Genomic DNA, 26,777 nt, shown 5'->3' with positions numbered 1-26,777 from the left:
ATTTCGTACAAATTATAGTTTTGTGACAAGAAAAATTTAACTTTTTCGTGCTGTTTGCCTGATTTTTACTGCAACATGAAACATCAATAAACTTATCAACAATAAAATTTTATATCGAATTATTGGGTTTTAGTCCTATTCTTAAATCGCTAAACGGAGCTTTTGTGCCATCTTGTTTCATGACGAATGGCACGTATCTGAGAAAAGAGGGACTTATGAAGAAATCAATCATTGCCTTGTCTGCACTGCTGCTCGCTTCCCCGGTGTTCGCCGCTGAGACCGCGACCGACACCGCCGCTCACGCCAGCAACGAAGTCGTTGCCGAAGCGCACAAAGGGGCGGATACCGCCAAAGAAAAGCTGCACCAGTCTCAGGACAAAGGTGAAGAGCTGAAGCTGAAAGCCAAGCACGCCGCCGAAGGCAAAAGCGACAGCGTCGGCAGCAAAGTGAGTGAAGGCTCGCAAAAGGCCTGGCACTCCACCAAACAGGGTACGGAGAAGGCTTGGGATAAGACCAAGCAAGGGGCGGAAAGCCTCAAAAACAAAGTGACCGAGTAGGGTCTCGCTTTCACCACAAGGGCCGCGCTGCGGCCTTTTTTTCGTCCGCAAACCCGCCAAAAAGAAAAAGGCGCCGCCTCTTGCGAGGTTGCGCCTTTTCAACACGTTAACTGACTAGTATCAGTTCATGCCGTATTTTTTCAGCTTCTTGCGCAGCGTACCGCGGTTGATGCCCATCATCAGGGCGGCGCGGGTCTGGTTGCCACGGGTGTATTGCATCACCATGTCCAACAGTGGCTGTTCAACTTCAGCCAGTACCAGCTCATACAGGTCATTTACGTCTTGACCGTTCAGTTGAGCAAAATAGTTCTTCAGTGCTTGTTTAACCGAGTCACGCAGAGGCTTTTGAGTCACCTGATCTTGTGAGTTTACGGTAGAAACGGTCAGTACGTCAGAATTTACGCGTTGTTCGAACATAGTTCTGTCAGCTCTTTTTTTACGCTAAGATTTTCGAAATATGCCTCCAACGCCTCCAGCTGTTCGCTGGCATCCTCTATGGCGTTGAATGTGCGCCGAAACTGGTCATTCGGAGCGTGTTCCTGGAGATACCAGGACACGTGCTTACGAGCAATCCGGAATCCCTTGCCTTGGCCATAGAAGCCGTGCAATTCCCGAATGTGCCCAATCAACAAGCGCTTCACCTCGCCAAGTGGCATCGGCGGCAGCAGCTCCCCAGTGTCCAGATAATGCTGGATTTCCCGGAAGATCCAGGGTCTCCCCTGAGCAGCGCGGCCTATCATCAGGGCGTCGGCCCCGGTGTAGTCGAGCACTGCTCTGGCTTTATGCGGGTCAGTAATATCCCCATTCGCGATAATCGGAATGGAAACACTCTGCTTAACTGCCCGAATGCTGTCGTATTCCGCGTCGCCGTTAAACAGACAGGCGCGGGTTCGGCCGTGAATCGTCAGGGCCTGAATACCACAGTGTTCGGCCAGTTGGGCAATCTCTACACAGTTACGATGCTCTGGTGCCCAGCCGGTGCGAATCTTCAGCGTTACCGGCACATCCACCGCGTCAACCACCGCGTGGAGGATCCGTTTAACCAGATCCGGGTACTGCAACAAGGCGGACCCGGCAAGCTTCCGGTTCACTTTTTTGGCAGGGCATCCCATATTGATGTCGATGATCTGCGCGCCGCTGGCCACGTTGATACGCGCGGCGGCGGCCATATCATCAGGATCGCATCCGGCAATCTGCACGGAGCGGATCCCAGGTTCATCGCTATGCACCATACGCAGACGCGACTTATCCGTCCGCCACACCTCCGGGTTGGAGGAGAGCATTTCGGATACAGCCATCCCAGCACCCATTGCATGACAGAGGGTTCTGAACGGGCGATCTGTAATACCGGCCATCGGGGCCGCAATCAGGCAATTAGTAAGCTGGTGGTGTCCAATGCGCATAGACAAAGAGTGACCATACTGTGTCCGCAAGGGCGCGTATATTACGCATTTTTGCGTCGAGATGAAAGGCCAAACTTTAACCAATTGGCCCGATATTAGGACGAAAAATGCGCTATGCGGCGATTCATAAAAATATTGTATATATTTTACAATGAGTTGACGAAAAGTGCTTATTTTGTGTGCGCCAAAATATTCGCCTTTGTGCAGGATATTATCTGCATTCACCCGTTATTTTTGCCGGGATAGCCTGCCTGGAAGGCGCTCTGTCAGGGCGATCCGTCGCCGAACGGCGAAAAAGTGCATAAAATTTTGTGTCGCCCGTGGGCCGATCGTCAGGCAAAAAAAATCCACCGGCGAATGGCCGGTGGATCACAGGGCGACATGTCGTGACGCTTACTTGCGGCGACCGGTGATGCGGCACCACTCTTCACGCTCAGCGACCGGGTCGAGCGTGAATTTCTCTTCGTAGGCTTCCGCCACGCTGCTCGCCTGGCTGGCCAGTACGCCGGACAGCCCCAGATGGCCGCCGGCCTTCGGCAGGCAGCCGATCAGCGGCGCCAGCTCGCGCAGCGGGCCGGCGAGGATGTTGGCGACTACCACGTCCGCCTGCAGGTCCGCCGGCTGGTCTTTCGGCAGATACAGCTCCAGACGCTCTGAAACGCCGTTACGCTGCGCGTTGTCGCGGCTGGCCTGAATGGCCTGGGGATCGATGTCGATGCCGATAGCGCGCGCTGCACCGAGCTTCAGCGCGGCGATTGCCAGGATGCCGGAACCGCAACCGAAGTCGATGATGGTTTTGCCGGCCAGATCGAGGCCGTCCAGCCACTGCAGGCACAGCGCGGTGGTCGGGTGGGTGCCGGTGCCGAACGCCAGGCCCGGATCGAGCATCACGTTGACCGCGTCGGGATCCGGCACGTCACGCCAGCTCGGGCAGATCCACAGGCGATCGCCGAAACGCATCGGGTGGAAGTTGTCCATCCACTCGCGTTCCCAGTCCTTGTCTTCCAGCTGTTCTATCTTGTGGCGGAAACCGACGCCCAGCAGCGGGTGCTGTTCCAGCATCGCCACCACCTCGGCCATATCGGTTTCGGCGTCGTACAGACCGATCACATCGGTATCGCCCCACAGCAGGGTTTCACCCGGCAGCGGTTCGAACACCGGGTTGTCGTGGGTGTCCTGAAAGGTCACCGACACGGCGCCGCTTTCCACCAGCGCGTCGCTCAGGTCTTCCGCCTGGCTGCCGGTGGTATTCAGTTTGAGTTGGATCCAAGGCATAGCAATTCTCTTCAAGAGGGTAATGATGACGCCGCCCGACGCTTTTCGCCGACGACGTTACCGAGATAAAACGCCAACAGGCTGAGCAACAGCGAAGGCACGATAGGATGCAGCCCTGCCGGTTGCAGGTTGAAGCTGGCCAATAGCGTATAGCATACCGCACCCGACGCCATTGAGCTAAGCGCTCCCTGAGCATTGGCGCGCTCCCAGTACAGGCCCAGCACCAGCGGCCACAGGAACACCGCCTCCAGTCCGCCGAAAGCCAGCAGGTTAAGCCAGATGATCATCTCCGGCGGCCGCCAGGCCGCCAGCAGCACCAGCAGGCCAAGGATCAGCGTGGTCAGGCTGGAGAAGCGCTTGATCAAGCGCTCGTTGTGGATCTGCTGCGGCCGCACGCCAAGGTAAAGATCCTTGACGATGGTGGCGGAGGATTGCAGCAGTTGGGCGTTGATGGTCGACATGATCGCCGCCATCGGTGCCGCCAAAAAGATGCCGGCGGCGTAAGGCGGCAGCACGGTGATCATCAGCGTCGGGATCACCTGATCGGGGATCTTGAGATCCGGCAACACCGCGCGGCCGAGCGCGCCGGCCAGGTGCATGCCGAACATCAGCACCGCCACCACCACGGTGCCGAGCAGAATGCCGCGATGCACCGCTTTGCTGTCTTTGTAGGAGATGCAGCGCACGGCGGTGTGCGGCAGGCCGATCACCCCGAAGCACACCAGGATCCAGAACGACGCCATAAACGGCAGGCTGAGGATCTGATCGCCGCCCTGCGGCGACACCAGCGCCGGATCGATCTGCTGCAGCTTGCTCACCGCGCTGTCCAGTCCGCCAGCGGCGTGGATCACCGCTACCAGCAGCAGTACGGTGCCGAGCAGCATCACCAGCCCCTGCATGGCGTCGTTCAGCACGCTGGCGCGGAAGCCGCCGAAGGCGGTGTACAGCGCGATGCTGATGCCGAAGATCAGCAGGCCGGTGTCGTAGGGGATACCGGCGGCGGTTTCCAGCAAGCGGGCGCCGCCGATAAACTGCACCGTCATGGCGCCGAGGAACGCCACCAGCAGGCTGAGGCTGGCCAGCCACACCAGCAGGCGGCTCTGGTAGCGGCCATACAGCATGTCATTGAGGGTGATGGCGTTGTAGCGCCGCGCCAGGATGGCGAATTTCTTGCCCAGCACGCCGAGCGACAGCCACACCGCCGGCAGTTGGATCATCGCCAGCAGCACCCAACCCAGGCCGTATTTGTAGGCGGCGCCGGGCCCGCCGATAAACGAACTGGCGCTGATGTAGGTGGCGGTCAGGGTCATCGCCAGCACAAAGCCGCCCATCGAGCGGTTGCCGAGGAAGTATTCACTGAGGAAATTCCCGTTCTGGCGGCGGCGATAGGCGTACACCGACAGGCCGAACACCAGCAGCAGGTAGGCGACCAGCGGCACGATCACTTCAGTTTGCATCGCGATCCTCCAGCGAAATGTCGCGGAACACCGTGCGCACCATCAGCCAGCACAGGCCGATGAACAGCAGTGGCACCAGCAGGCAGGCCATTTCGAACCAGTGCGGCAGGCCGGTGACGCCGATAGCGCTGTCCGGCAGGTAGGCCGCCAGCCCCCAGGCCAGCAGGTAGAGCAGCGTCAGCCCCAGCGCCCAGCGCGCTTCGCGGTGCGCCTGGATAAAACGTTTGTCCATCCGTGTCTCCCATAGGTTTACGGTGATGGATTCATCAAAGGTAGGGAATTTTACGGCATGACGGCGTTTTGCCAAGCCGTTACTGGCGGCAGCACAAAAGAAAAAGGCCGGTGATTAACCGGCCTTTCATCAGACGATGCTGCGTGCCTGCCTTAGGTTTCCTGCAGACCCAGCTTCTTCTCCAGATAGTGGATGTTGGTGCCACCGTGCTGGAAGTTTTCGTCGCTCATGATCTTCTGCTGCAGCTCAACGTTGGTTTTGATGCCGTCGATGATCAGTTCAGCCAGGGCGTTTTTCATGCGGGCAATGGCCACGTCACGGTTTTCGCCGAAGGTGATCAGTTTGCCGATCATGGAGTCATAGTACGGCGGTACGGTATAACCGGCGTAGATATGAGATTCCCAACGCACGCCGAAACCGCCTGGCGCGTGGAAGCGGGTGATCTTGCCTGGGCTCGGCAGGAAGGTGTTCGGATCTTCGGCGTTGATACGGCATTCTACCGCGTGGCCGTGGATCTTCACTTCTTCCTGTTTGATCGACAGCGGCTGACCGGCAGCGATACGCAGCTGCTCTTTGATCAGATCCACGCCGGTGATCATTTCGGTAACCGGGTGTTCCACCTGAATACGGGTGTTCATTTCGATGAAATAGAACTCGCCGTTTTCATACAGGAATTCGAAGGTGCCCGCGCCGCGGTAGCCGATTTCCACACAGGCTTTCGAGCAGCGCTCGCCGATGTAGCGGCGCATTTCGCTGGTGATGCCCGGCGCCGGCGCTTCTTCGACCACTTTCTGGTGGCGGCGCTGCATGGAGCAGTCGCGCTCGGCCAGATAGATGGCGTTGCCCTGGCCGTCGGCCAATACCTGAATCTCGATGTGACGCGGATTCTCCAGGAATTTTTCCATGTACACCATGTCGTTGTTGAAAGCCGCTTTGGCTTCCGCTTTCGTCATGTTGATGGACTGCTCAAGGTCTTTGTCGCTGCGCACGACGCGCATGCCGCGGCCGCCGCCGCCGCCGGAAGCCTTGATGATCACCGGATAACCGATGCGCTTGGCGAAGGCACGGTTTTTATCCATGTCTTCGGTCAGCGGGCCGTCGGAGCCAGGTACGCATGGCACGCCGGCTTTCTTCATGGCGTTGATCGCGGAAACCTTGTCGCCCATCAGGCGGATGGTTTCGGCTTTCGGGCCGATGAAGATGAAACCGGAGCGTTCAACCTGCTCGGCGAAGTCGGCGTTTTCGGACAGGAAGCCGTAGCCCGGGTGGATCGCTACTGCGCCGGTGATTTCTGCCGCAGAGATGATGGCCGGGATGTTCAGGTAGCTTTTTACCGATGGCGCAGGGCCGATGCAGACGGTCTCGTCTGCCAGCAGTACGTGTTTCAGATCGCGGTCGGCCGCGGAGTGAACCGCAACGGTCTTGATGCCCAGTTCTTTACAGGCACGCAGGATGCGAAGCGCGATCTCGCCGCGGTTGGCGATAACAATTTTATCAAGCATGGGGGCGCCTCGTTATTCGATGACGACCAGCGGCTCGTCATATTCGACCGGCTGGCCGTTTTCCACCAGGATGGCTTTCACGACGCCGGACTTGTCCGCTTCGATCTGGTTCATCATTTTCATGGCTTCAACGATGCACAGGGTGTCGCCGGCGTTCACTTTCTGGCCCACTTCCACGAAGGCTTTCGCGTCCGGGCTTGGGGTGCGGTAGAAGGTGCCTACCATTGGAGAACGAACGACGTGGCCACTCATGGCCGCCGGTGCTGCAGAAGCTTCTGCGGCAGGCGCGCTGGCAACGGCGGTAGCCAGGGCAGGCTGCTGTGCCGGCATCGCGTATGCCTGTTGCATGACGGGATAAGCCTGCGCCGGTGCGGCACGGCTGATGCGAACCGATTCTTCGCCTTCAGAGATTTCCAGTTCAGAAATGCCTGATTCTTCAACCAGTTCGATCAGTTTCTTGATTTTACGAATATCCATGAGTGTGATTCCGTACTCTATTTTGTGGAGCAATTAGTGGGTTTTCGACAGACGGTTAACCGCTGCCTGTAAAGCGAAAGCGTAGCCATCCGCGCCGAGGCCGCAAATCACGCCTACCGCTACGTCTGAGAGGTAAGAGTGATGGCGGAAAGGTTCGCGGGCATGCACGTTGGACAGGTGGATCTCGATAAACGGGATCTGCACCGCCAGCAACGCATCGCGCAGCGCCACGCTGGTGTGCGTGAACGCCGCCGGGTTTATCAGAATGAAATCGGTATTGCCGCGCGCCTGATGGATGCGATCGATCAGCTGATGCTCGGCGTTGGACTGCAGATGGCTCAGGGTAATATCCAATGCGGATGCCTGGTTTTCCAATCCGTTAACAATCTCTGTCAGCGTCGTGCTGCCGTACTTCTCCGGCTCACGCGTCCCCAGCAGATTGAGATTGGGGCCGTTCAGAAGCAAAATGTGAAACTTATCCGCCATTGTGCTGGTATCTCCGGCAATAAAACCATCATCGTAGAAAATAACCCGATGTTACCGATTTGTCACCTGTTAAGGGGAAAATTCACCCTGAGAACAGAAACAAGGTCGGGCATTATAACGATATCGTAGCAATTCGCAGCTAAATACTGGTCTTATCAGCGAAGATATTCAACCCCAAATCGACGATCTGGGGGATCCGTGACAGGAATATGAGCGCTGGAACACAGAAAAAGTTCCCGCCGGCGGCACGCGTTTTTCAACGGCAATGACGCGTGCCGGCCCGCGCTTCAGCGCCACCAGGCGCGGAATTTCTTGTAACGCAGCCCCAACAGCGCCACCGCCACCAGCGCATAAATGAACGGCTGCGGCGAGAATGTTTTGACCGACCACAAATAGTGGATGGGTGCGAGGATCGCCGCCAGATAGACGAAGTTATGCAAGGTTTGCCATTTGGCGCCCAGTTTGCGCATCGCCCACAGCGTCGAGGTGGCCGCCAGCGCCAGCAGGATCAGCCAGGTAAGGATGCCGAGCGTCAGATAGGGCCGGTTTACCAACTCGCTGCCCAGCAGGCCGAGATTGCTCAGCCCCAGTTCCAGCGTGGAGTAGCTTATCAGGTGCAGCGTACCCCAGGCAAAGCACCACAGCCCCACCAGGCGGCGGCAGCGGATCAGCAGCGGCTGGCGGGCGTAGCGCGCCAGCGGGGCGATCATCAGCGTGGCCAGCAGCAGTTTTAGCGTCATTCTGCCGGTAAAGTGCTGGATGTCCTTGGCCGGATCGGCGCTGAACCAGCCTTGATCCACCGCCAGCAGCAACCAGAGAAAGGGCAGAAACGCCGCCAGATGCAGGGCGGCTTTCAGCCATTTGATATGAACAGGCGTCAGGCGCACTTAGAAATTCTCCCGCAGATCCAGGCCGCGATACAGCGACGCCACCTGATCGGCATAGCCGTTGAACAGCAGCGTTGGTTGGCGTTTGACGTCGAGAATGCCGCCGGAGCCGATGAATCGCTCGGTGGCCTGTGACCAGCGCGGATGATCGACGTGCGGATTCACGTTGGCGTAAAACCCGTATTCGTTTGGCGCAGAGAGGTTCCAGGTGGTCGGCGGCTGATCGCGTACCAAACGGATATGCACGATCGATTTGATGCCTTTGAAGCCGTATTTCCACGGCGTGATCAGCCGCAGCGGCGCGCCGTTTTGCGGCGGCAGGGTTTTGCCGTACACGCCGACAGTCAGCAGCGCCAACGGGTGCATTGCCTCGTCCAGACGCAGCCCTTCGACGTAGGGATATTTCAGGCCGCCGCCGATAAAGCGATCTTTCTGGCCGGGCATCTGCTCCGGATCGTACAGCGTCTGGAAGGCCACATAGCGCGCGTTGCTGTTCGGTTCGGCCAGCTTGAGCAGCTTGCTGAGCGCGAAGCCGATCCACGGCACCACCATCGACCAGGCCTCGACGCAGCGCATGCGGTAAATGCGTTGTTCCAGCGGGAAACGCTTCATCAGATCGTCGATATCCAGCGTCATCGGTTTTGCCACTTCGCCGTCGATACGCACTTTCCAGCCTTCAGTCTTCAAGCCGCCGGCGTTGGCGGCCGGGTCGGCCTTGTCGAGGCCGAACTCATAGAAGTTGTTGTAACCGGTGACCTTGTCTTCCGGCGTCATCGCCAGTTGAGCCTGCCAGGCGGCCGGTTTGCTGAATGTCAGCGCTTTGCCCGGCGGGGCCTTGGGGCGATCGTTGCCCTTGAACCACGACAGCAGATCCGCCCGCGCGCCGGTGGGCAGCGCCAGTGAAGCGGCGGTGATGCCGAGCGCCTGCAGCACCTTGCGCCGCTGGTGGAACACGCTCTCCGGCGTGACGTCGGCCTCGGTCAACTTGGGGTGTTTGTTCATGCTTATGTCCTCTGCGACGGATTCCCGCCGCCCGGCGAGCAGCTAACGGGTATCTATGAAATAAGCATGGCGCTAAAGCCGGTCGGAAGCGAGGGGGCGCGGGAAAATATGAAATTTCGCAGAGCGGGCGATCCCCCCGTTGCCGGGGGGCGAACGTCAGCGGATTTTCACCAGGGTGCGACCGGTGATTTGGTTGTTCAACAGCGCGGCGGCGGCGGCCGGCGCCTGCTCGAGGGGGATTTCGTGCGTGGCCTGCTGGTAGAAGCTGTCCGGCAGAATACCGGCCAGCCGTTCCCAGGCGGTTTGGCGGCGATGCAGCGGCGTGTGCACCGAATCTACCCCCTGCAGGCGCACGTTGCGCAGAATGAACGGCATCACGGTGGTCGGCAGCTGATAGCCGCCCGCCAGGCCGCAGGCGGCGACGGTGCCGTTATAGTTCATCTGCGCCAGCACCCGCGCCAGCAGTTTGTCGCCGACGGTGTCCACCGCGCCGGCCCACAGCTGTTTCTCCAGCGGGCGCGGCGTTTCGATATACCCATCGCGCGACATCACCTCTTTGGCGCCGAGCGCTTTCAGGTACTCGGTATTGCTGTCGCGGCCGCTGATGGCGGTTACCCGATACCCCAGCGCCGCCAGCAGGGCGATGGCGGTACTGCCCACGCCGCCGCTGGCGCCGGTGACCAGAATATCGCCGTCGTCCGGATGCACGCCGCCTTCCTCCAGCGCCATTACGCACAGCATGGCGGTGAAGCCGGCGGTACCGATGATCATGGCCTTGCGCTCATCCAGGCCGTTCGGCAGCGGCACCAGCCACTCGCCGGAAACGCGCGCCTGTTCTGCCAGCCCGCCCCAATGGTGTTCGCCCACGCCCCAGCCGGTGAGCACCACGCTTTGCCCTGCTTTAAAGCGGTCGTCGCGGCTGTGGCGCACGGTGCCGGCGAAGTCGATGCCCGGCACCATCGGGAAGTTGCGCACGATCTTGCCTTTGCCGGTGATCGCCAGCGCATCCTTGTAGTTAAGGCTGGACCAGTTGATGTCGACGGTGACATCGCCTTCCGGCAACCGATCGCTGCTGATATCTTTGATATGAGCCAGAGTTTGGTCGTCTTGTTGTTCCAATAACAGTGCACGCATGTCACTCTTCCTCTCGTTTACACTTTTCTATCAATGGCTGAATCACATTTATCTGACTATATGCATAATAAGCGGCTCAGGCCCTGATAAAGGACAAAAATGGCGCTTGCCGGTTTTTTTCCTCGGCAAGGCTTGTTAGGGTTCGACGGCCCCTTTTAACTAAAGGGTGAACTTTCACTTAACCATAGCGGACAAGGCACAGGGATGCGATTTACCACCAAACTCTCTGCATTGATCACTCTGTTGGTCGCGCTGGCGATGTTTTTGATGCTGATGGGGTGCTCATACAGCTTCTTTTACGTCACCCAGGATCGTCAGGAGCGCCGCTTTGATTCGCTGGTCACCTCGCTCGATCAATCCATGCTGCGCGAATCGCCGCACGATCAGGAAAAATGGCTGCCGATCGTCATGCGCCCGCTCGGCATCGTGTCGATCAGCGTAGAAGCCGGCACCAGCAAGCTCCTCGACTATAAATTGCCGACGGTAAAAAAAGTGCCCTGGGATGCGCTGAACGGCTACCGGCAGGTCTCGCGGCCGCTGCTGCAGCATCCGGGCAGCATTTTATACATTACTTACCTCGATCCCTTCGCCAGCGATGTGCGCACGCTGCAATCCACCGCCGCTGTGACGCTGTCGATCGTCGTGATGGTGGTGATCCTGTTGTTCAGCCTGCGTTGGCTGCGTGAACAGGCCGATGGGGAAGATCGCCTGGAGCGCCGCGCGCGGCGCATTTTGAACGGCGAACGCGAAAACGTCATGCAGGGCGACGTGCGCGAATGGCCGGCCAACGTCAGCGGCGCGCTCGATCGTTTGCTGGCCGATCTGGCGGAAGCGCGGGAGGAACGCAGCCGGGTCGATACGTTGATCCGCGCTTTCGCTGCGCAGGATGCCAAAACCGGCCTGAACAACCGTTTGTTCTTCGATAACCAACTGACCACTCAGTTGGAAGACGAAGGTTCGCACGGCATCGTGATGATGGTGCGGCTCCCCGATTTCGACACCCTGCGTGACACACACGGCAGCGCGGCGGTGCAAGAGCTGATGTATTCGCTGGTCAACTTGCTTTCCACCTTCGTGATGCGTTATCCGTCGGCGCTGCTGGCGCGCTATTTCCACAGCGATTTCACCGTGTTGTTGCCGCATCGCACCCTGAAAGAGGCCGACGGCATCGCTTCACAGCTGGTCAACGCCATCGATGCCCTGCCTTCCACCGCGCTGATCGACCGTGAGGCCTTCCTGCACATCGGCATTGTGGCGTACCGCAGCGGCCAAACCACTGAGCAGGTGATCGACTATGCGGAGCAGGCGACGCGCCACGCCACGCTGCAGGGCGAAAACGGTTGGTATGTGTACGACAGCCAGGTGCCGGAAAAAGGGCGCGGCAGCGTCAAGTGGCGCACGCTGCTGGAACAGGTGCTGGCGCGCGGCGGCCCGCGGCTGTATCAGAAACCGGCGGTGACCGTGGAAGGCGAGGTGCACCACCGCGAGATCATGAGCCGGATCTATGACGGCGTTCAGGAATTGTTGCCGTCGGAGTATATGCCGCTGGTGCAGCAGTTGGGGCTGGCGGAGAGTTACGATCGTCAACAGGTGAGTCGCATCATCCCCCTGTTGGCGCTGTGGCCTGAGGAAACCCTGGCGTTCCCGCTGTGCGTGGATTCGATTTTGCAGCGCTCTTTCCAGCGTTGGTTGCGCGACACGCTGTTGCAGTGCGAAAAAAGTCAGCGCCGGCGAATTCTGATTGAACTTGCGGAGGCAGATGTGTGTCAACATATCGACCGTTTGCGTCCGGTGCTGAGGCTGTTGTCAGGGCTGGGTTGCCGTCTTGCGGTGTCCAAAGCAGGGTTAACCGTGGTCAGTACGTCCTATATCAAGTCGTTGCAGGTGGAGATCGTCAAGCTCCACCCGGGGTTGGTGCGGAGTATCGATAAGCGGGACGAGAATCAGCTGTTCGTGCAGAGCCTGACCGGCGCCTGTGCGGGCACGCGCGCTCAGGTGTTCGCCGCCGGCGTGCGCACGCGCAATGAATGGCAGACGCTGAAAGAGCGTGGGATCCTCGGCGGGCAGGGCGACTTTTTCGCGTCGCCGGAGCCGATCGACGCGGGGCGTAAAAAATATTCACGCCGTTATCGCGTTTAAGCTGATTGCCGGGCAAAAATTGACGTAGAATGAGCGTCGATCCATCTGGGCCATGTTACCCGTCATTTTGGAGTTTTTTCCAAACTGCCTGCGACAACGACGCCTATTTGAGATAGGCTCTTGTCAGCCTTTTCCCGGTTAACGTTGGTAGGCGCTTACCACCGGCGGCAATCAGGGAATATGTTAGATTTTATGAGCTGTGTTACGCCGTTTCGTGCGTTGGCAGGGTGGTAAACTGAGCCTTTGTTCAGGGAATTCAGGCCTCATCCAATTTCCGTGCATTCGAGCAGAAACAATACAGACTATTTTTCACCGAAGTAGAACGTTTTTGCGCCTTGTCGCTGCTTCGTGTGGTTGGTAAAGTAGGCGGATTTTATTTTCCGCCCCCAGCTTGCAGGATTATCCTTTCGTTATGTTTAAGAAATTTCGTGGCATGTTTTCCAACGACTTGTCCATCGACTTGGGTACCGCCAATACCCTGATTTATGTTAAAGGGCAAGGCATCGTACTGAATGAACCTTCGGTGGTTGCCATTCGCCAGGATCGTGCCGGCTCCCCAAAGAGCGTAGCGGCCGTCGGTCATGACGCCAAACAGATGCTGGGCCGCACCCCCGGCAACATCGCGGCTATTCGCCCGATGAAAGACGGCGTGATCGCCGACTTCTTCGTGACTGAAAAAATGCTGCAGCACTTTATCAAACAGGTTCACAGCAACAGCTTTATGCGCCCAAGCCCGCGCGTGCTGGTCTGTGTGCCGGTCGGCGCCACCCAGGTTGAGCGCCGCGCTATCCGCGAGTCCGCCCAAGGGGCCGGCGCGCGTGAAGTGTTCCTGATTGAAGAGCCGATGGCGGCGGCGATCGGCGCAGGTCTGCCGGTGTCCGAAGCAACCGGCTCCATGGTCGTGGATATCGGTGGTGGTACCACCGAAGTGGCGGTGATCTCGCTGAACGGCGTGGTTTACTCCTCTTCCGTACGCATCGGCGGCGACCGCTTCGATGAAGCCATCATCAATTACGTGCGCCGCAACTACGGCTCGCTGATCGGCGAAGCGACCGCCGAGCGCATCAAGCACGAAATCGGTTCTGCCTATCCGGGCGACGAAGTGCGCGAAATCGAAGTACGCGGCCGTAACCTGGCTGAAGGCGTACCGCGCGGCTTCACCCTGAACTCCAATGAAATCCTCGAAGCCCTGCAAGAGCCGCTGACCGGCATCGTCAGCGCGGTGATGGTGGCGCTGGAGCAGTGCCCGCCAGAATTGGCCTCCGACATTTCCGAACGCGGCATGGTATTGACCGGTGGCGGCGCGCTGCTGCGCAACCTCGATCGCCTGCTGATGGAAGAAACCGGCATCCCGGTCGTGGTGGCGGAAGATCCGCTGACCTGCGTGGCGCGCGGCGGCGGCAAGGCGTTGGAAATGATCGACATGCACGGCGGCGATTTGTTCAGCGAAGAATAGTCAGCCCCTGGAAGGAGGAATCGTATCGGATGAATGCGCACAGCGAAAATCGGGTACGGTTCCTCTTTCTGTTGTCGAGGAACTCGCATAATTTATGAAGCCGATTTTTAGCAGGGGGCCCTCCCTGCAACTGCGACTTTTTTTGGCGGTGATCGCGGCCATTGGCCTGATCGTTGCCGACAGCCGGCTCGGCACGTTCGTGAAGATACGCAACTACATGGACACCGCAGTCAGCCCTTTCTATTTTCTGGCCAACGGGCCGCGTAAAGTTTTGGACAGCGTGTCGGAAACGCTGGCCACCCGCCAACAGCTGGAGCTGGAAAACCGAGCTCTGCGGCAGGAACTGCTGCTGAAAAACAGCGATATTCTTCTTCTTGGCCAATTCAAGCAGGAAAACGCCCGCTTGCGCGAGCTGCTGGGTTCCCCGCTGCGCCAGGACGAACACAAGATGGTCACCCAGGTGATCTCCACCGGTTCCGATCCTTACAGCGATCAGGTGGTGATCGACAAAGGCTCGGACAACGGCGTCTATGAAGGCCAGCCGGTGATCAGCGACAAGGGCGTGGTCGGCCAGGTGGTGGCGGTGGCGAAGGTCACCAGCCGCGTGCTGCTGATCTGCGATGCCTCGCACGCGCTGCCGATACAGGTGCTGCGCAACGATATTCGGGTGATCGCCGCAGGCAGCGGCTGTGCCGACGATCTGCAGCTGGAGCACCTGCCGAACAACACCGATATTCGCGTTGGCGACGTGTTGGTCACCTCCGGCTTGGGAGGCCGCTTCCCGGAAGGCTATCCGGTGGCGGTGGTCTCCTCGGTCAAGGTCGACAACCAGCGCGCTTACACCGTGATTCAGGCGCGGCCGACCGCCGGTCTGCAGCGCTTGCGCTACCTGCTGCTGCTGTGGGGCGCCGATCGCAACGGCGACATGCCGCTGCCGCCGGACGAAGTGCACCGCGTGGCCAATGAACGCCTGATGCAGATGATGCCGCAGGTGCTGCCGCCTGCCGGTTCGGTCGGGCCGCAGCTGCCTGCGCCGGCCACCGGCGTTGCGCCCGCACAGCCCCAACCTCAGCCGGCTGCGGCGGGAGTGGTGCAATGAACAGCTACCGCAGCCACGGGCGCTGGATCATCTGGCTGTCGTTCCTGGTGGCGCTGGTGCTGCAAATCATGCCGTGGCCGGAGCAAATCTACATGTTTCGGCCATCCTGGCTGGTGTTGATCCTGATCTACTGGGTGATGGCCTTGCCGCACCGGGTCAACGTCGGCACCGGCTTCGTGCTGGGGCTGATCATGGATCTGATCCTTGGCTCCACGCTGGGCGTGCGTGCGCTGGCGCTGGGCATCATCGCCTACCTGGTGGCGTTCAAATTCCAACTGTTCCGCAATATGGCGCTGTGGCAACAGGCGCTGATCGTCGTGCTGCTGTCGCTGTCGATGGACGTGGTGGTGTTCTGGGCTGAGTTTTTAGTGATCAACGTCTCTTTCCGCCCAGAGGTGTTCTGGAGTAGTGTGGTAAACGGCATTTTGTGGCCGTGGTTATTCCTGTTGATGCGCAAAATCCGCCGTCAGTTCGCCGTACAGTAAGGGTATTTATACCCGCAAGATTTGGAGTTGCAGCAAGGCGGCAACCGAGTGAATACCCAGGAGCTTGGGTTACCAAGTGACTGGGTTGATTGAGGGCAGCCAACGCCGCTGCAGCTTGAAATATGAAAGGTATATCAATGACTTCGCTTTATCTGGCCTCCGGCTCCCCACGTCGACGTGAACTGCTGACGCTGTTGGGCGTGCCGTTCGATATTCTGCTGACGCATACCGAAGAGCAACGCCGGGAAGGTGAAGCCGCCGAAGCCTACGTGCGCCGTCTGGCGCAGGACAAGGCCAAAGCGGGCGTGGCGCTGGCGCCGGAAGACCGGCCGGTGCTGGGCGCCGATACCATCGTGGTGCTCAACGGCCGGGTGCTGGAGAAGCCGCACGACGAAGCCCATGCGGCGCAGATGCTGGCGGCCCTGTCGGGCAAGCAGCACCAGGTGATGACAGCGGTGGCGATCGCCGATCGCCATGACGTGCGCTGCCAGCTGGTGGTGACCGACGTGACGTTCCGCAGCCTGTCGCAACAGGATATCCGCGACTATATTGCCACGGGCGAACCGATGGATAAGGCGGGCGCCTATGGAATTCAAGGAAAGGGTGGTTGTTTCGTCAGGACGATAACCGGGAGTTATCACGCGGTGGTGGGCTTGCCGCTGGTCGAAACACATGAGCTGCTCAGTAATTTTGTCGCATTACGTGATGTAAGAACCGGTTGATGGGCGCTGCCATTATCGACCGGCTCTGAGGAGAAGGCATGACAGCTGAGCTACTGGTTAATATCACACCGTCTGAAACGCGGGTCGCCTATATCGATGGCGGCATCCTGCAAGAGATTCATATCGAACGCGAATCCAAACGCGGCATCGTCGGCAATATCTATAAAGGGCGCGTCAGCCGCGTCCTGCCGGGGATGCAGGCGGCGTTCGTCGACATCGGCCTCGACAAGGCCGCCTTCCTGCACGCCTCCGACATCATGCCGCATACCGAATGCGTCGCCGGCGACGAGCGGAAAAACTTCCACGTGCGCGACATCGCCGAGCTGGTGCGTCAGGGGCAAGATCTGATGGTGCAGGTGGTGAAAGATCCGCTCGGCACCAAGGGCGCGCGTCTGACCACCGACATCACGCTGCCTTCGCGCTACCTGGTCTTCATGCCGGGCGCGGCGCACGTCGGCGTTTCACAGCGCATTGAAAGCGAAGCCGAACGCGAGCGCCTGAAGGCGAGCGTCGCGCCGCACTGCGACGAACTGGGCGGTTTTATCATCCGCACCGCGGCGGAAGGTATCGGCGAGGAAGAGTTGGCGCAGGACGCCGCGTTCCTCAAGCGCCTGTGGACCAAGGTGATGGAGCGCAAGAAGCGCAACCAGACCAAATATAAACTGTACGGCGAGCTGGCGCTGGCGCAGCGCATCTTGCGCGATTTCGCCGGCGCGGCGTTGGATCGCATCCGTGTCGATTCGCGGTTGACGCACGACCTGTTGGTGGAGTTTACCGGCGAGTACATCCCGGACATCACCAACAAGCTCGAGCTCTATACCGGCAGCCAGCCGATTTTCGATCTGTACGATGTGGAAAACGAGATCCAGCGTGCGTTGGAGCGCAAGGTAGAGCTGAAGTCAGGCGGCTACCTGATCATCGATCAGACCGAGGCGATGACCACCGTCGACATCAACACCGGCGCCTTTGTCGGCCATCGCAACCTCGATGAAACCATCTTCAATACCAACATCGAGGCGACGCAGGCCATTGCCCGCCAGCTGCGGTTGCGCAATCTGGGCGGCATCATCATCATCGATTTTATCGATATGAACAACGAAGAGCATCGCCGCCGGGTGCTGCATTCACTGGAGCAGGCGCTGAGTAAAGATCGGGTAAAAACCACGATCAACGGCTTCTCTCAGCTAGGCTTAGTTGAAATGACGCGTAAACGGACGCGTGAAAGCATTGAACATGTGCTCTGTCATGATTGTCCTACTTGCAATGGGCGCGGCACCGTGAAAACGGTGGAAACCGTGTGCTACGAGATCCTGCGCGAGATTGTGCGCGTGCATCATGCCTACGACTCCGATCGTTTCCTGGTGTACGCCTCCGCGGCGGTCGGCGAAGCGCTGAAGAGCGAGGAGTCGCATGCGCTGGCCGAAGTGGAGATCTTCGTCGGCAAACAGGTGAAGGTGCAGATCGAACCGTTGTACAGCCAGGAGCAGTTCGACGTCGTCATGATGTAACCCGCCCGACATCGGTAAGGGCCCGGCGTGCCGGGCCCGTCAGTGCATAGATATTCCCGTTGCCAGGCAGCGGAGCAAGGAGAACTGCGTGAGGCGACTGCCTGGGATTTTGTTAGCAACAGGCGCCACCCTAATTGTGATTGTGGCGCTGCTGATCAGCGGGCTGCGCCTGATGCTGCCGAAGCTGAACGACTACCGTCCCCAACTGCTGGCGCAGGTGGAGAAGCTGTCCGGCGTGCCCGTGCGAATGGATTTCGTGCAAGGCAGTTGGGAAACGTTCGGCCCGACGTTGGAAATGCGCAACCTGAGCGCCACGCTGCCCAAAAGCGATCTCCATATCGAACGCGTGACGCTGGCGCTGGACGTATGGCAGTCGCTGCTGCACTGGCGCTGGCAGTTTCGCGATCTCACCTTCTATCAATTTCGGCTCGATCTGAACGCCACGCTGGGCGGCGACCAGCAGGGCGAGGGCATTGAGCCGGGTAAAGTCAGCGATCTGTTGCTGCGCCAGCTCGACCATTTCGATCTGCGCGACAGCCGCGTTTCGTTCCTGACGCCCGCCGGCGCGCGCGCCGAATTCGACATTCCCCAGCTCACCTGGCTCAACAGTCGCGACCGCCACCGCGCTGAGGGGCAGATCAGCCTGTCGACGCTGAACGGTCAGCACGGCGTGGTGCAGCTGCGCATGGATCTGCGCGATCATCAGGGGCTGCTGGATACCGGTACGGTCTATCTGCAGGCCGACAACATCGACATGAAACCCTGGTTTACCCGCTGGCTGCGCGCCAACACCGGGCTGGAAAGTGCTGACTTCAGCCTGGCGGCCTGGCTGCAGGTGCAAAACGGCGAGATCGCCGGCGGCAATGCGTTGCTCAAGCAGGGGACAGCCAATTGGGGCACCGGCGCCGCGCAGCATCGGCTGGATGTCGATAATCTGGCGCTGTCGCTGCACCGCCAGGGCACCGGCTGGCTGCTCGACGTGCCGCAGCTGCGGTTGAGCACCGACGGCCAGGCGTGGCCGCTGGGGACGCTTTCCGCCCTGTGGCTGCCGGAAAATACCGAATTCATGGGGCCGGCCCAGAATGAAGAGCTGCGGGTGCGTGCGACCCATATTCAGCTGGAGCGTCTGTCGGCGCTGCTGCCGACCTTCTCGTTCCTCAGCCCGGACGTGCTCGATCGCTGGAACGATCTGCAGCCGCAGGGCCAGCTGGAAGCGCTGGCGCTGGACATCCCGATGAAGCAGCCGGAAAAGAGCCGTTTCCAGGCGCTGTGGCGCGATGTCAGCTGGCAACGCTGGCAGCTGCTGCCGGGTGTCAACCACTTCTCCGGCGCGCTGAGCGGCGGGGTGGAGAGCGGCCGTCTGACGCTGGGCCTGCACGACAGCACCTTGCCTTACGGCGACATGTTCCGCGCGCCGCTTGAAGTCAGCAGCGCGCGTGGCGCGCTGACCTGGCGTTACAACGATCAGGGCTGGGAGCTGGCGAGCCAAGGGCTGGACGTCAAGGCGAAGTCGCTGTGGGTCAACGGCGACTTCCGCTATCAGCAGCCGGCCAAGGGCGATCCGTGGCTGAACATTCTGGCGGGCATCCGCCTGTATGACGGCGCCGACGCCTGGCGCTATTTCCCTGAACCGCTGATGGGCAAGCATCTGGTGGATTACCTCAGCGGCGCCATTCAGGGCGGCCAGGTGGATAACGCCACGCTGATTTATTCTGGCGATCCGCAGCATTTCCCATACCGTAAAAACGAAGGGCAGTTCGAAGTCTTCGTGCCGCTGCGTCATGCCACCTTCCAGTTCCAACCGGGCTGGCCGGCGCTGACCGATCTGGCGATCGACCTCGATTTCGCCAATGAAGGGCTGTGGATGCATGCGCCGCAAACCCGGCTGGGCAAGGTGGCGGGCAAGAACATCAGCGCGGTGATCCCGGATTACCTGAAAGAGCGGTTGTTGATCGACGCCGAGGTGGCGGGCGCGGGAAGCGACGTGCATGACTATTTCATGCAGACGCCGCTGCACGATTCACTGGGGGCGGCGCTGGAGCAGTTGCAGATCGGCGGTGATGTCAGTGGGCGCTTACATCTGGATATCCCCCTGAATGGCGAGCAGGTCAGAGCCACCGGTGAAGTGGCGCTAAACAACAATGCGTTGCTGATAAAGCCGCTGGAAAGCGAACTGCAAAAGGTCAGCGGCAAATTCCGTTTCGACAACGGCACGCTGCAGAGTGACATCCTGTCGGCCAACTGGTTTGGGCAGCCGGTGGCGATTAACTTTACCACGCAGGAAGGCGAGCGCGACTACAAGGTCAACGTCGGCCTGAAGGGCGACTGGCAGCCGGGCAAGTTCCCCGGTTTACCGAAGGATGCCGCGGATGCGTTGAGCGGCAGCGCGCCCTGGCAGAGCCAGGTGGCCATCACGTTACCGCACCAGGGGGCGGCCAGCTACGATGTCGCTCTCGACGCGGATCTGAAGAAAGTAAGCAGTCACTTACCTTCGCCGTTGGACAAAGTGCCGGGAGAGGCGTTGCCGGTGAACGTCAAGGTCAAAGGCGGCCTGAACGGCTTCATGCTGACCGGCAGCGCGGGCAAACAGAACAGCTTTAACAGCGAGTGGAGCTTCGACAAGAAACAGGTGAATCTGGCACGCGGCGCCTGGCAAACCAACGGTGGCGGTACGCCGCCGCTGCCGGCAGGCAAGTCGATGACGCTGAACCTGCCGGCGCTGGACGGCGAGAAATGGCTGGCGCTGTTGGCGCCGGCGCTGAAACAGGGCGGCAGCGCCGGCCAGGTGGGCGGCTTCAGCTTCCCGACCACGGTGGCGCTGACCACGCCGCAACTGCTGCTGGGCGGCCAAGCCTGGCATAAGCTGACGCTGTCGGCCGAAAAACAGCTGGGCGGTACGCTGGTGAGCGCCAAAAGCGACGAAGTGGACGGCAGCCTGCGGGTGGCCGATCGCGGGCCGTGGCGCGCCGACATCAACTATCTGTATTACAACCCGCAATTCACCGAGACGAAAAGCGCCTCGGGTACCCCGCCGCCGCCGCCGACGGAGAGAATCTCCTTCCGCGATTGGCCTTCGCTGATGCTGCGTTGCAAGTCGTGCTGGGTGCTGGGGCAGAACTTCGGCAAGGTCGAGGCCGATCTGACCAATCGTGGCGACACCCTGACGCTGGATCACGGCCTGGTCGACACCGGCAAAGGGCGCATGACCGCCAGCGGCCTGTGGAAGCAGAACGCGCAGGAAGAGCGCAGCTCATTGAAAGGCAAGCTGCTCGGCGGCAAGATCGATGAAACCGCCGCGTTCTTCGGCATCACCACGCCGCTGAAAGGGGCCCCTTACGATGTGGACTTCGATCTTTACTGGCACGGCGCACCGTGGCAGCCGCAGATCAATACGCTGAGCGGCGCGTTGCAGGCCAAGATGGGCAAGGGCGAGATCGAGAGCATGGGGGGCGGCCGTGCCGGCCAGCTACTGCGGCTGGTCAGCTTCGACGCCCTGCTGCGCAAGCTGCAGTTCGATTTCAGCGATACCTTCGGCAAAGGCTTCTACTTTGATTCCATCCGCAGTACCGCCTGGCTGAAAGATGGCATAATGCATACCGACAATCTGTTGATCGACGGGCTGGCGGCGGACATCGCCATGAGTGGTCAGATCGACTTGGCGCGCCGCCGCATCGATATGGAAGCGGTGGTGGCGCCGGCGATTTCGGCGACCGTCGGCGTGGCCACGGCGTTTGTCGTCAACCCGATCGTCGGCGCGGCGGTGTTTGCCGCCTCGCAGGTGCTGGGGCCGCTGTGGAGCAAGATTTCGCTGATTCGCTACCATATCGGCGGCGATCTCGACCAACCGAAGATCAACGAGGTACTGCGTAAGCCAAAGGAGGATAAGGCGTCATGAGGAATGCTAACGTTGCGTTGTTGCAGTTGTGCAGCGGCGATCAGGTGCGCGATAACCTGGCCCAGATTGAACAGCAGATCAAGCAGCTCAATGCCGGGGTAAAACTGGTCATGACGCCGGAGAACGCGCTGTTGTTCGCCAATTCTGCGGCCTATCGCCAACAGGCGGAAACACAGGGCGACGGCCCGCTGCAGAGCGCGGTGCGCGAGCTGGCGCGCCGTTATGGCGTGTGGCTGCTGGTGGGCTCCATGCCGCTGATCAGCCGAGAAAACCCGGAGCGTATCACCAGCAGCAGCCTGTTGTTCGACGATCAAGGCGAGATCCGCGCTCGCTACGACAAACTGCATATGTTCGATGTGGACATCAACGATGCGCACGGCCATTACCGCGAGTCGGATACTTATCAGCATGGGCAACATCTGACGGTCGTGGATACGCCGGTCGGGCGCTTGGGCATGACCATATGCTACGATCTGCGTTTCCCCGCGTTGTTCCAGGCGCTGCGGGCGCAGGGCGCTGAACTGATTTCGGTACCGGCGGCCTTTACCCGGGTGACCGGCGAAGCGCATTGGGAAATCCTGTTGCGCGCCCGGGCAATTGAGAACCAGTGCATGATCCTGGCGCCGGCACAGGTGGGGCGGCACGGGCCGACCCGCCATACCTGGGGCCACTCGCTGGCTGTCGACGGCTGGGGCAAGGTGCTGGCCGAGAATGCGGACGCCGTGGCGGCGCTGAAGGTGCGTGTGGACACCGCAAGCCTGCAAACCCTGCGGCAGCAGATGCCGGTGTTGCAGCACAATCGATTCCAGACGTCGCTGACGGCGCCGTCTGACACGTTATCCTCCAATCAAGAGTGAAACCATTATGAGCCTGACGTTTGTCAGTGAGCAGTTACTCGCTACCAACAAGCTGAGTCATCAAGACCTGTACTCGGTACTGGGTCAACTGGCAGAACGCCGTATCGATTACGCCGATCTCTACTTCCAGTCCAGTTATCACGAAGCCTGGGTGATTGAAGACGGCATCATCAAGGATGGCTCTTACAATATCGATCAGGGCGTCGGTGTGCGCGCCGTCAGCGGCGAGAAGACCGGTTTCGCCTATGCCGATCAGATCACCCTGAATGCGCTGCAGCAGAGCGCCCAGGCGGCGCGCAGCATCGTGCGCGAACAGGGCGACGGGCGCACGCACACCCTGGGTGAGATCGGCTACCGGGCGCTGTATCCGCTGCTTGACCCGCTGCAAAGCCTGCCGCGCGAAGAGAAAATCGCTCTGCTGCACCGCGTTGACAAGGTGGCGCGCGCCGCCGACGCGCGGGTACAGGAGGTGAGCGCCAGCATCACTGGCGTTTACGAGCAGGTGTTGGTCGCCGCTACCGACGGCACGTTGGCGGCGGACGTGCGCCCGCTGGTGCGCCTCTCCGTCAGCGTGCTGGTGGAGCAAGACGGCAAGCGCGAACGCGGTTCCAGCGGCGGCGGCGGCCGTTTCGGTTATGACTATTTCCTGGAAACCGCCGACGGCGATGTGCGTGCCGACGCCTACGCCAAAGAAGCGGTGCGCATGGCGTTGGTTAATCTTGGCGCCGTGGCTGCGCCGGCCGGCAATATGCCGGTGGTGCTGGGGGCCGGCTGGCCGGGCGTGTTGTTGCACGAAGCGGTGGGACACGGTCTGGAAGGCGACTTCAACCGGCGCGGCACCTCGGTGTTCAGCGGCCATATGGGCGAGCTGGTGGCCTCTGAGCTGTGCACCGTGGTGGATGACGGCACTCTGCAAGGGCGCCGCGGTTCGTTGGCGATCGACGACGAAGGCGTGCCGGGTCAGTACAACGTGCTGATCGAAAACGGTGTGCTGAAAGGCTATATGCAGGACAAACTCAACGCGCGGCTGATGGGCGTCGCGCCGACCGGCAACGGCCGCCGCGAGTCCTATGCGCATCTGCCGATGCCGCGCATGACCAATACCTACATGCTGGCGGGCAAATCGACGCCGGAAGATATCATCGCCAGCGTTGAGTACGGCCTGTATGCGCCGAACTTTGGCGGCGGCCAGGTGGACATCACCTCCGGCAAGTTCGTGTTCTCCACCACCGAAGCCTACCTGATCGAGAAGGGCCGCATCACCAAACCGGTGAAAGGGGCGACGCTGATCGGTTCCGGTATCGAGGCGATGCAGCAGATCTCGATGGTTGGCAACGATCTGGCGATCGATAAAGGCGTGGGCGTGTGCGGCAAGGAAGGCCAGAGCGTGCCGGTGGGCGTCGGCCAGCCGACGCTGAAACTGGATACGCTGACCGTCGGCGGCACGGCGTAATCACTCCTCAAGGGGCCAGGCGTTGGCCCCTTAAAAACTCCCCATTTTGCGGTCTTTCTCGCATTCGTAACGCTAAGCGCGGCAGGACGCCGCAGCCCTGCAGGCGTGCCTGCACGAAGTGATGGAATGAAATTGACGTGGCGAAAAAACAGAACAATACGATGAAGGCGCGTTTGGCTTTATCCACCTGGCGTTGGCTGTTTTTACTGGGGATCTTGTCCCTGACGGGCTGCGCCCGTTCCGATGCGCTGTGGGGCGTGGTCGATAAGCTTTGCATGGCTAACTATCAGCAAAAGCGCGATCCGGCCCCGTGTGAGCAGATTTATATGCCGCAGGGGAAAGAGCAGGGCTTCAGCGTGCTGCAAAACCCGCGTTATCCCTATCACTTCATTCTGGTGCCGACGGCGCCGCTCTCTGGCATTGAAAGCCCGCAGCTGCTGGCCGGGGAACGCACGGACTATTTTGGCTATGCGTGGCTGATGCGTTACCGGCTGGCCGCCGAGTATGGTAAACCGGTACCGGACGATAAGCTGGGTATGGCGATCAACTCCGCTTACGGCCGCAGCCAGAACCAATTGCATATTCACCTGACCTGCCTGCGTGAGGATGTGCGGCGCCAGCTGCAAGCGGAGCGCCCTTACATACAGGATCAATGGCGCCCCTTGCCGGATAAGCTGTTGCGCCACACCTACTATGCTCGCCGCGTGATGCAGCCGGCCGCGATGGGTATTTACCCGATTAAGGACGTCGCGGATTATTTTCATCTGTCGCCGCAGCAGTTGGCGGAATATGGCGTGGCCGTCGTCCCGACCTCGTTTGCCGGCCAACGAGGGTTTATCTTGCTGGCCTCGAAGCGTGGCTGGGACGTTGGCAATCGCGCCTCGGTAGAATCGCTGCTGGATAAAGAGTGCGCGATTTTGCCGCGTTAATGTCGATGCGTAGGGTTATTATGCAGAGGAGAGCGGCAAGCTCTCACTCCATCCCCTCCTACCTGAAACGCGCATCCCACGTAAACAAGAAAGCGGCCTCACGCAGTCGGGCATCGGCCTCCGCCTGAGCGCCCTGATAACGCAAAATCATGATCAGCGTGGCGTAGACGTTGGCGTCGATGCGGCGCTGCAGATAGGCGTCTGCCCAACGCCGATAATCGGTCAGCAGGGCGTCATCGCGCGTTTGGTTATAGACCAGCAGCGCGTGAGATTGCTCGTCGAAGGTTTTGCGCTCCCGATAAATCCAGGCGGCCGGCGGCGACATGCGTTCGATACTGTCGATAGTCGCCAGCATGGTGCGCTCCGACTGGGTTAACGCCATGCGCCCCTGCCAGGCGAAGAGCGCCATCACCAGTACGCCGGCCGCCGCCATCGCCACCGGCAGGCTCAGTGCTTTGGAGAACGGCACCGGGCGGAACTCGCCGGTTTGGCTATCCAGCAGCGCCAGCAGCAGCAGAAACGCCAGCCAGTGCGGTATAGACAGATAGAAGGGGTATTCCAGCTGGCTGTGCACCAGCATTGGCAGCAGCACCAGAAACAGCCCGACGCGTGCGCCGCCCGGTTGCTCGCGGTCCCGTCGCCAGGCGCGTTTCACCAACAGCGCGCCGGCGGTGAGAATGATCATGATACCCGCCAGTGCCGGCAGGCCGCCCTCCACCCACCACAGCAGGATTTCATTGTGCGGGTGCCCGGCGACTTCCAGCACTTTTCGCCATGGTATTTCCTGCAAACGAAAATGCGCGAAGCTGTATTCAAAGCCGCCGTACCCCCAGCCCTGCAGCGGTTTGGTCAGGATCATCGCGCCGGCGTCGTGCAGCATGGTCAGACGCGCGCCGCTGGAGTCCCAGCGGTTGATAAAACCGATTTTTGCATCCAGACCAAATCCGGTCAGCAGTATCACCAAACCGAATGCCGCGCCCAACAGCAGCGCGCCGCAGGCCAGGCGGCAATCGACCGGACGATGGCGGGCAAAGCGCCACAGCAGCAGTGCCGCCGCCAATGCGCCGCCCAGCCAGGCGGCGCGCGACTGGATCAGTACCAGTAGGGTGGAGAAAGCGACCAGCAGCGCGAGTAAGGGAATGTGCCGCCGCCGTGCCGGTGCGGCGGCGGCAAGCAGCAACCAGAGTGCCAGCGCCAGCCCGGTGGCGATAAAGCTGCCGAGCACGTTCGGTTGTTGAAAGACGCCGTAGACCCGGTCGCCGTTGGGGGCGACCCAGGCCAGCGTAGGGGCGAACAGCTGCAGCGCCGCCAGCAGCGCCTGAATGCTAACGGCAAACAGCAGACCGTACAGCAACAGGCTGCGCTGTTGGGCTGTCACGCGCAGTTGCAGACAGGCGACATAAAACAGCCAGCCGCCAAGCAGGCCTGCACAGCGCCACAGGGCGCCTTCGCGCCACTCGGGGCGGGTATACAGCAGCGGCAGCGCCAGCACCGCGATACCGAGAAGCAACAGACGTGCGGTGGGGGTAAGCGAAAGACGGGTGTGGCCAACGCAAGCGCTGAAAGCCACCATCAGCGTTGTCAGCGCCATGGTGCCCCAAGCCAGAATATTTTGCGGCAGTGCCAGCCCGCCGCCACCCATGTTGGGCTGATAGAGCGGCAGGATCACCGCCATCCAGATCAGCAGCAGGGTCAGTACGGCGGTTGTCAGTGTGTTAACGGAGGTTTTATCTGTCATGGTAAAATTCGCCATGCGCCAGTATCGTTTATCGAATGCATTTTTTGATTATTCCCTATCCTTTTATCCTGGCGTCGGAGTTAT

The 26,777-nt window shown here is 60.2% G+C and carries 23 protein-coding genes; 11 read left to right on the top strand and 12 right to left on the bottom strand.

What is annotated here, in order from left to right:
• The first annotated feature begins 215 nt into the window (after positions 1-215).
• Positions 216-557 carry a hypothetical protein gene (locus BHU62_RS11170; RefSeq protein WP_046897212.1) on the top strand — a complete coding sequence of 114 codons (342 nt, stop codon included), beginning with the start codon at positions 216-218 and terminating at the stop codon, positions 555-557.
• Positions 558-677: 120 nt separating this feature from the next.
• Here BHU62_RS11170 and fis read toward each other — a convergent pair whose 3' ends face one another.
• From fis to BHU62_RS11115, 11 genes are all read right to left on the bottom strand, one after another.
• Positions 678-974 carry a DNA-binding transcriptional regulator Fis gene (gene fis / locus BHU62_RS11165; RefSeq protein ID WP_000462905.1) on the bottom strand — a complete coding sequence of 99 codons (297 nt, stop codon included), beginning with the start codon at positions 972-974 and terminating at the stop codon, positions 678-680.
• Positions 956-1,960, bottom strand: coding sequence for a tRNA dihydrouridine synthase DusB (gene dusB / locus BHU62_RS11160; protein WP_073532132.1), 1,005 nt, complete (start codon positions 1,958-1,960; stop codon positions 956-958). The genes fis and dusB overlap by 19 nt, the downstream gene beginning before the upstream one ends.
• A gap of 393 nt (positions 1,961-2,353) precedes the next feature.
• The gene (gene prmA, locus BHU62_RS11155; protein WP_073532068.1) at positions 2,354-3,235 is read right to left on the bottom strand and encodes a 50S ribosomal protein L11 methyltransferase; all 882 of its coding nucleotides are present in this window, start codon (positions 3,233-3,235) and stop codon (positions 2,354-2,356) included.
• A gap of 11 nt (positions 3,236-3,246) precedes the next feature.
• Positions 3,247-4,692, bottom strand: a complete 1,446-nt coding sequence (gene panF / locus BHU62_RS11150) for a sodium/pantothenate symporter (protein ID WP_073532067.1) — start codon at positions 4,690-4,692, stop codon at positions 3,247-3,249.
• Entirely contained in the window at positions 4,682-4,924 is a 243-nt protein-coding gene (locus BHU62_RS11145) for a YhdT family protein (protein ID WP_004936865.1), read from the bottom strand. Before BHU62_RS11145 ends, panF begins: the two co-directional genes overlap by 11 nt.
• A 152-nt stretch (positions 4,925-5,076) precedes the next feature.
• A complete protein-coding gene (gene accC / locus BHU62_RS11140) occupies positions 5,077-6,426 on the bottom strand; it encodes an acetyl-CoA carboxylase biotin carboxylase subunit (protein ID WP_073532066.1) in 1,350 nt (449 codons plus the stop codon).
• Between the two features lie 12 nt (positions 6,427-6,438).
• The gene (accB, locus tag BHU62_RS11135) at positions 6,439-6,903 is read right to left on the bottom strand and encodes an acetyl-CoA carboxylase biotin carboxyl carrier protein (protein WP_073532065.1); all 465 of its coding nucleotides are present in this window, start codon (positions 6,901-6,903) and stop codon (positions 6,439-6,441) included.
• A gap of 33 nt (positions 6,904-6,936) precedes the next feature.
• Entirely contained in the window at positions 6,937-7,389 is a 453-nt protein-coding gene (gene aroQ / locus BHU62_RS11130; protein WP_004936891.1) for a type II 3-dehydroquinate dehydratase, read from the bottom strand.
• A 287-nt stretch (positions 7,390-7,676) separates the two neighbouring features.
• A complete protein-coding gene (msrQ, locus tag BHU62_RS11125; RefSeq protein WP_073532064.1) occupies positions 7,677-8,276 on the bottom strand; it encodes a protein-methionine-sulfoxide reductase heme-binding subunit MsrQ in 600 nt (199 codons plus the stop codon).
• On the bottom strand, positions 8,277-9,278 hold the full coding sequence (gene msrP, locus BHU62_RS11120; protein ID WP_073532063.1) for a protein-methionine-sulfoxide reductase catalytic subunit MsrP: 1,002 nt from the start codon (positions 9,276-9,278) through the stop codon (positions 8,277-8,279).
• A 156-nt stretch (positions 9,279-9,434) separates the two neighbouring features.
• Positions 9,435-10,412 carry an MDR family oxidoreductase gene (locus BHU62_RS11115; protein ID WP_073532062.1) on the bottom strand — a complete coding sequence of 326 codons (978 nt, stop codon included), beginning with the start codon at positions 10,410-10,412 and terminating at the stop codon, positions 9,435-9,437.
• Positions 10,413-10,616: 204 nt separating this feature from the next.
• Between BHU62_RS11115 and csrD the strand changes: the two genes are divergently transcribed.
• The 10 genes from csrD to BHU62_RS11065 all read left to right on the top strand — a co-directional run bounded on the left by csrD (position 10,617) and on the right by BHU62_RS11065 (position 24,955).
• Positions 10,617-12,551, top strand: coding sequence for an RNase E specificity factor CsrD (gene csrD / locus BHU62_RS11110; protein ID WP_073532061.1), 1,935 nt, complete (start codon positions 10,617-10,619; stop codon positions 12,549-12,551).
• A gap of 412 nt (positions 12,552-12,963) precedes the next feature.
• Positions 12,964-14,007 (top strand): rod shape-determining protein MreB, encoded by a 1,044-nt coding sequence (gene mreB / locus BHU62_RS11105; protein ID WP_003855260.1) that lies wholly within the window; start codon positions 12,964-12,966, stop codon positions 14,005-14,007.
• Positions 14,008-14,101: 94 nt separating this feature from the next.
• Positions 14,102-15,106 carry a rod shape-determining protein MreC gene (gene mreC, locus BHU62_RS11100; RefSeq protein WP_073532060.1) on the top strand — a complete coding sequence of 335 codons (1,005 nt, stop codon included), beginning with the start codon at positions 14,102-14,104 and terminating at the stop codon, positions 15,104-15,106.
• Positions 15,103-15,591: a rod shape-determining protein MreD gene (mreD, locus tag BHU62_RS11095; RefSeq protein WP_004936918.1), complete on the top strand. Its 489-nt coding sequence runs from the start codon at positions 15,103-15,105 to the stop codon at positions 15,589-15,591. The genes mreC and mreD overlap by 4 nt, the downstream gene beginning before the upstream one ends.
• A gap of 137 nt (positions 15,592-15,728) precedes the next feature.
• On the top strand, positions 15,729-16,313 hold the full coding sequence (locus tag BHU62_RS11090) for a Maf family protein (RefSeq protein ID WP_073532059.1): 585 nt from the start codon (positions 15,729-15,731) through the stop codon (positions 16,311-16,313).
• Positions 16,314-16,351: 38 nt separating this feature from the next.
• Positions 16,352-17,821 carry a ribonuclease G gene (gene rng / locus BHU62_RS11085; protein WP_073532058.1) on the top strand — a complete coding sequence of 490 codons (1,470 nt, stop codon included), beginning with the start codon at positions 16,352-16,354 and terminating at the stop codon, positions 17,819-17,821.
• Between the two features lie 88 nt (positions 17,822-17,909).
• Positions 17,910-21,716 (top strand): AsmA2 domain-containing protein YhdP, encoded by a 3,807-nt coding sequence (gene yhdP / locus BHU62_RS11080; protein ID WP_073532057.1) that lies wholly within the window; start codon positions 17,910-17,912, stop codon positions 21,714-21,716.
• Complete coding sequence (gene nit1, locus BHU62_RS11075) at positions 21,713-22,573, top strand: deaminated glutathione amidase (RefSeq protein WP_073532056.1); 861 nt, start codon at positions 21,713-21,715, stop codon at positions 22,571-22,573. The genes yhdP and nit1 overlap by 4 nt, the downstream gene beginning before the upstream one ends.
• A 7-nt stretch (positions 22,574-22,580) precedes the next feature.
• Positions 22,581-24,026 carry a metalloprotease TldD gene (gene tldD, locus BHU62_RS11070; RefSeq protein ID WP_073532055.1) on the top strand — a complete coding sequence of 482 codons (1,446 nt, stop codon included), beginning with the start codon at positions 22,581-22,583 and terminating at the stop codon, positions 24,024-24,026.
• Between the two features lie 161 nt (positions 24,027-24,187).
• A complete protein-coding gene (locus tag BHU62_RS11065) occupies positions 24,188-24,955 on the top strand; it encodes a CDP-diacylglycerol diphosphatase (protein ID WP_073532131.1) in 768 nt (255 codons plus the stop codon).
• Between the two features lie 58 nt (positions 24,956-25,013).
• Here the strand turns inward: BHU62_RS11065 and BHU62_RS11060 are convergent, their stop codons facing one another.
• The gene (locus BHU62_RS11060) at positions 25,014-26,693 is read right to left on the bottom strand and encodes a PglL family O-oligosaccharyltransferase (protein ID WP_073532130.1); all 1,680 of its coding nucleotides are present in this window, start codon (positions 26,691-26,693) and stop codon (positions 25,014-25,016) included.
• Positions 26,694-26,777 lie beyond the last annotated feature (84 nt).

This window comes from Serratia marcescens (genome assembly GCF_001902635.1).
Lineage (GTDB): Bacteria > Pseudomonadota > Gammaproteobacteria > Enterobacterales > Enterobacteriaceae > Serratia > Serratia marcescens_F.
This window is presented reverse-complemented; position numbering and strand designations above follow the sequence as displayed.

Excerpts from the sequence above, each read along its gene's own strand:
- BHU62_RS11170 (WP_046897212.1), top strand. The coding sequence starts at position 216 with ATGAAGAAATCAATCATTGCCTTGTCTGCACTGCTGCTCGCTTCCCCG.
- fis (WP_000462905.1), bottom strand. The coding sequence starts at position 974 with ATGTTCGAACAACGCGTAAATTCTGACGTACTGACCGTTTCTACCGTA.
- dusB (WP_073532132.1), bottom strand. The coding sequence starts at position 1,960 with ATGCGCATTGGACACCACCAGCTTACTAATTGCCTGATTGCGGCCCCG.
- prmA (WP_073532068.1), bottom strand. The coding sequence starts at position 3,235 with ATGCCTTGGATCCAACTCAAACTGAATACCACCGGCAGCCAGGCGGAA.
- panF (WP_073532067.1), bottom strand. The coding sequence starts at position 4,692 with ATGCAAACTGAAGTGATCGTGCCGCTGGTCGCCTACCTGCTGCTGGTG.
- BHU62_RS11145 (WP_004936865.1), bottom strand. The coding sequence starts at position 4,924 with ATGGACAAACGTTTTATCCAGGCGCACCGCGAAGCGCGCTGGGCGCTG.
- accC (WP_073532066.1), bottom strand. The coding sequence starts at position 6,426 with ATGCTTGATAAAATTGTTATCGCCAACCGCGGCGAGATCGCGCTTCGC.
- accB (WP_073532065.1), bottom strand. The coding sequence starts at position 6,903 with ATGGATATTCGTAAAATCAAGAAACTGATCGAACTGGTTGAAGAATCA.
- aroQ (WP_004936891.1), bottom strand. The coding sequence starts at position 7,389 with ATGGCGGATAAGTTTCACATTTTGCTTCTGAACGGCCCCAATCTCAAT.
- msrP (WP_073532063.1), bottom strand. The coding sequence starts at position 9,278 with ATGAACAAACACCCCAAGTTGACCGAGGCCGACGTCACGCCGGAGAGC.
- BHU62_RS11115 (WP_073532062.1), bottom strand. The coding sequence starts at position 10,412 with ATGCGTGCACTGTTATTGGAACAACAAGACGACCAAACTCTGGCTCAT.
- csrD (WP_073532061.1), top strand. The coding sequence starts at position 10,617 with ATGCGATTTACCACCAAACTCTCTGCATTGATCACTCTGTTGGTCGCG.
- mreB (WP_003855260.1), top strand. The coding sequence starts at position 12,964 with ATGTTTAAGAAATTTCGTGGCATGTTTTCCAACGACTTGTCCATCGAC.
- mreC (WP_073532060.1), top strand. The coding sequence starts at position 14,102 with ATGAAGCCGATTTTTAGCAGGGGGCCCTCCCTGCAACTGCGACTTTTT.
- mreD (WP_004936918.1), top strand. The coding sequence starts at position 15,103 with ATGAACAGCTACCGCAGCCACGGGCGCTGGATCATCTGGCTGTCGTTC.
- BHU62_RS11090 (WP_073532059.1), top strand. The coding sequence starts at position 15,729 with ATGACTTCGCTTTATCTGGCCTCCGGCTCCCCACGTCGACGTGAACTG.
- rng (WP_073532058.1), top strand. The coding sequence starts at position 16,352 with ATGACAGCTGAGCTACTGGTTAATATCACACCGTCTGAAACGCGGGTC.
- nit1 (WP_073532056.1), top strand. The coding sequence starts at position 21,713 with ATGAGGAATGCTAACGTTGCGTTGTTGCAGTTGTGCAGCGGCGATCAG.
- tldD (WP_073532055.1), top strand. The coding sequence starts at position 22,581 with ATGAGCCTGACGTTTGTCAGTGAGCAGTTACTCGCTACCAACAAGCTG.
- BHU62_RS11065 (WP_073532131.1), top strand. The coding sequence starts at position 24,188 with ATGAAGGCGCGTTTGGCTTTATCCACCTGGCGTTGGCTGTTTTTACTG.
- BHU62_RS11060 (WP_073532130.1), bottom strand. The coding sequence starts at position 26,693 with ATGACAGATAAAACCTCCGTTAACACACTGACAACCGCCGTACTGACC.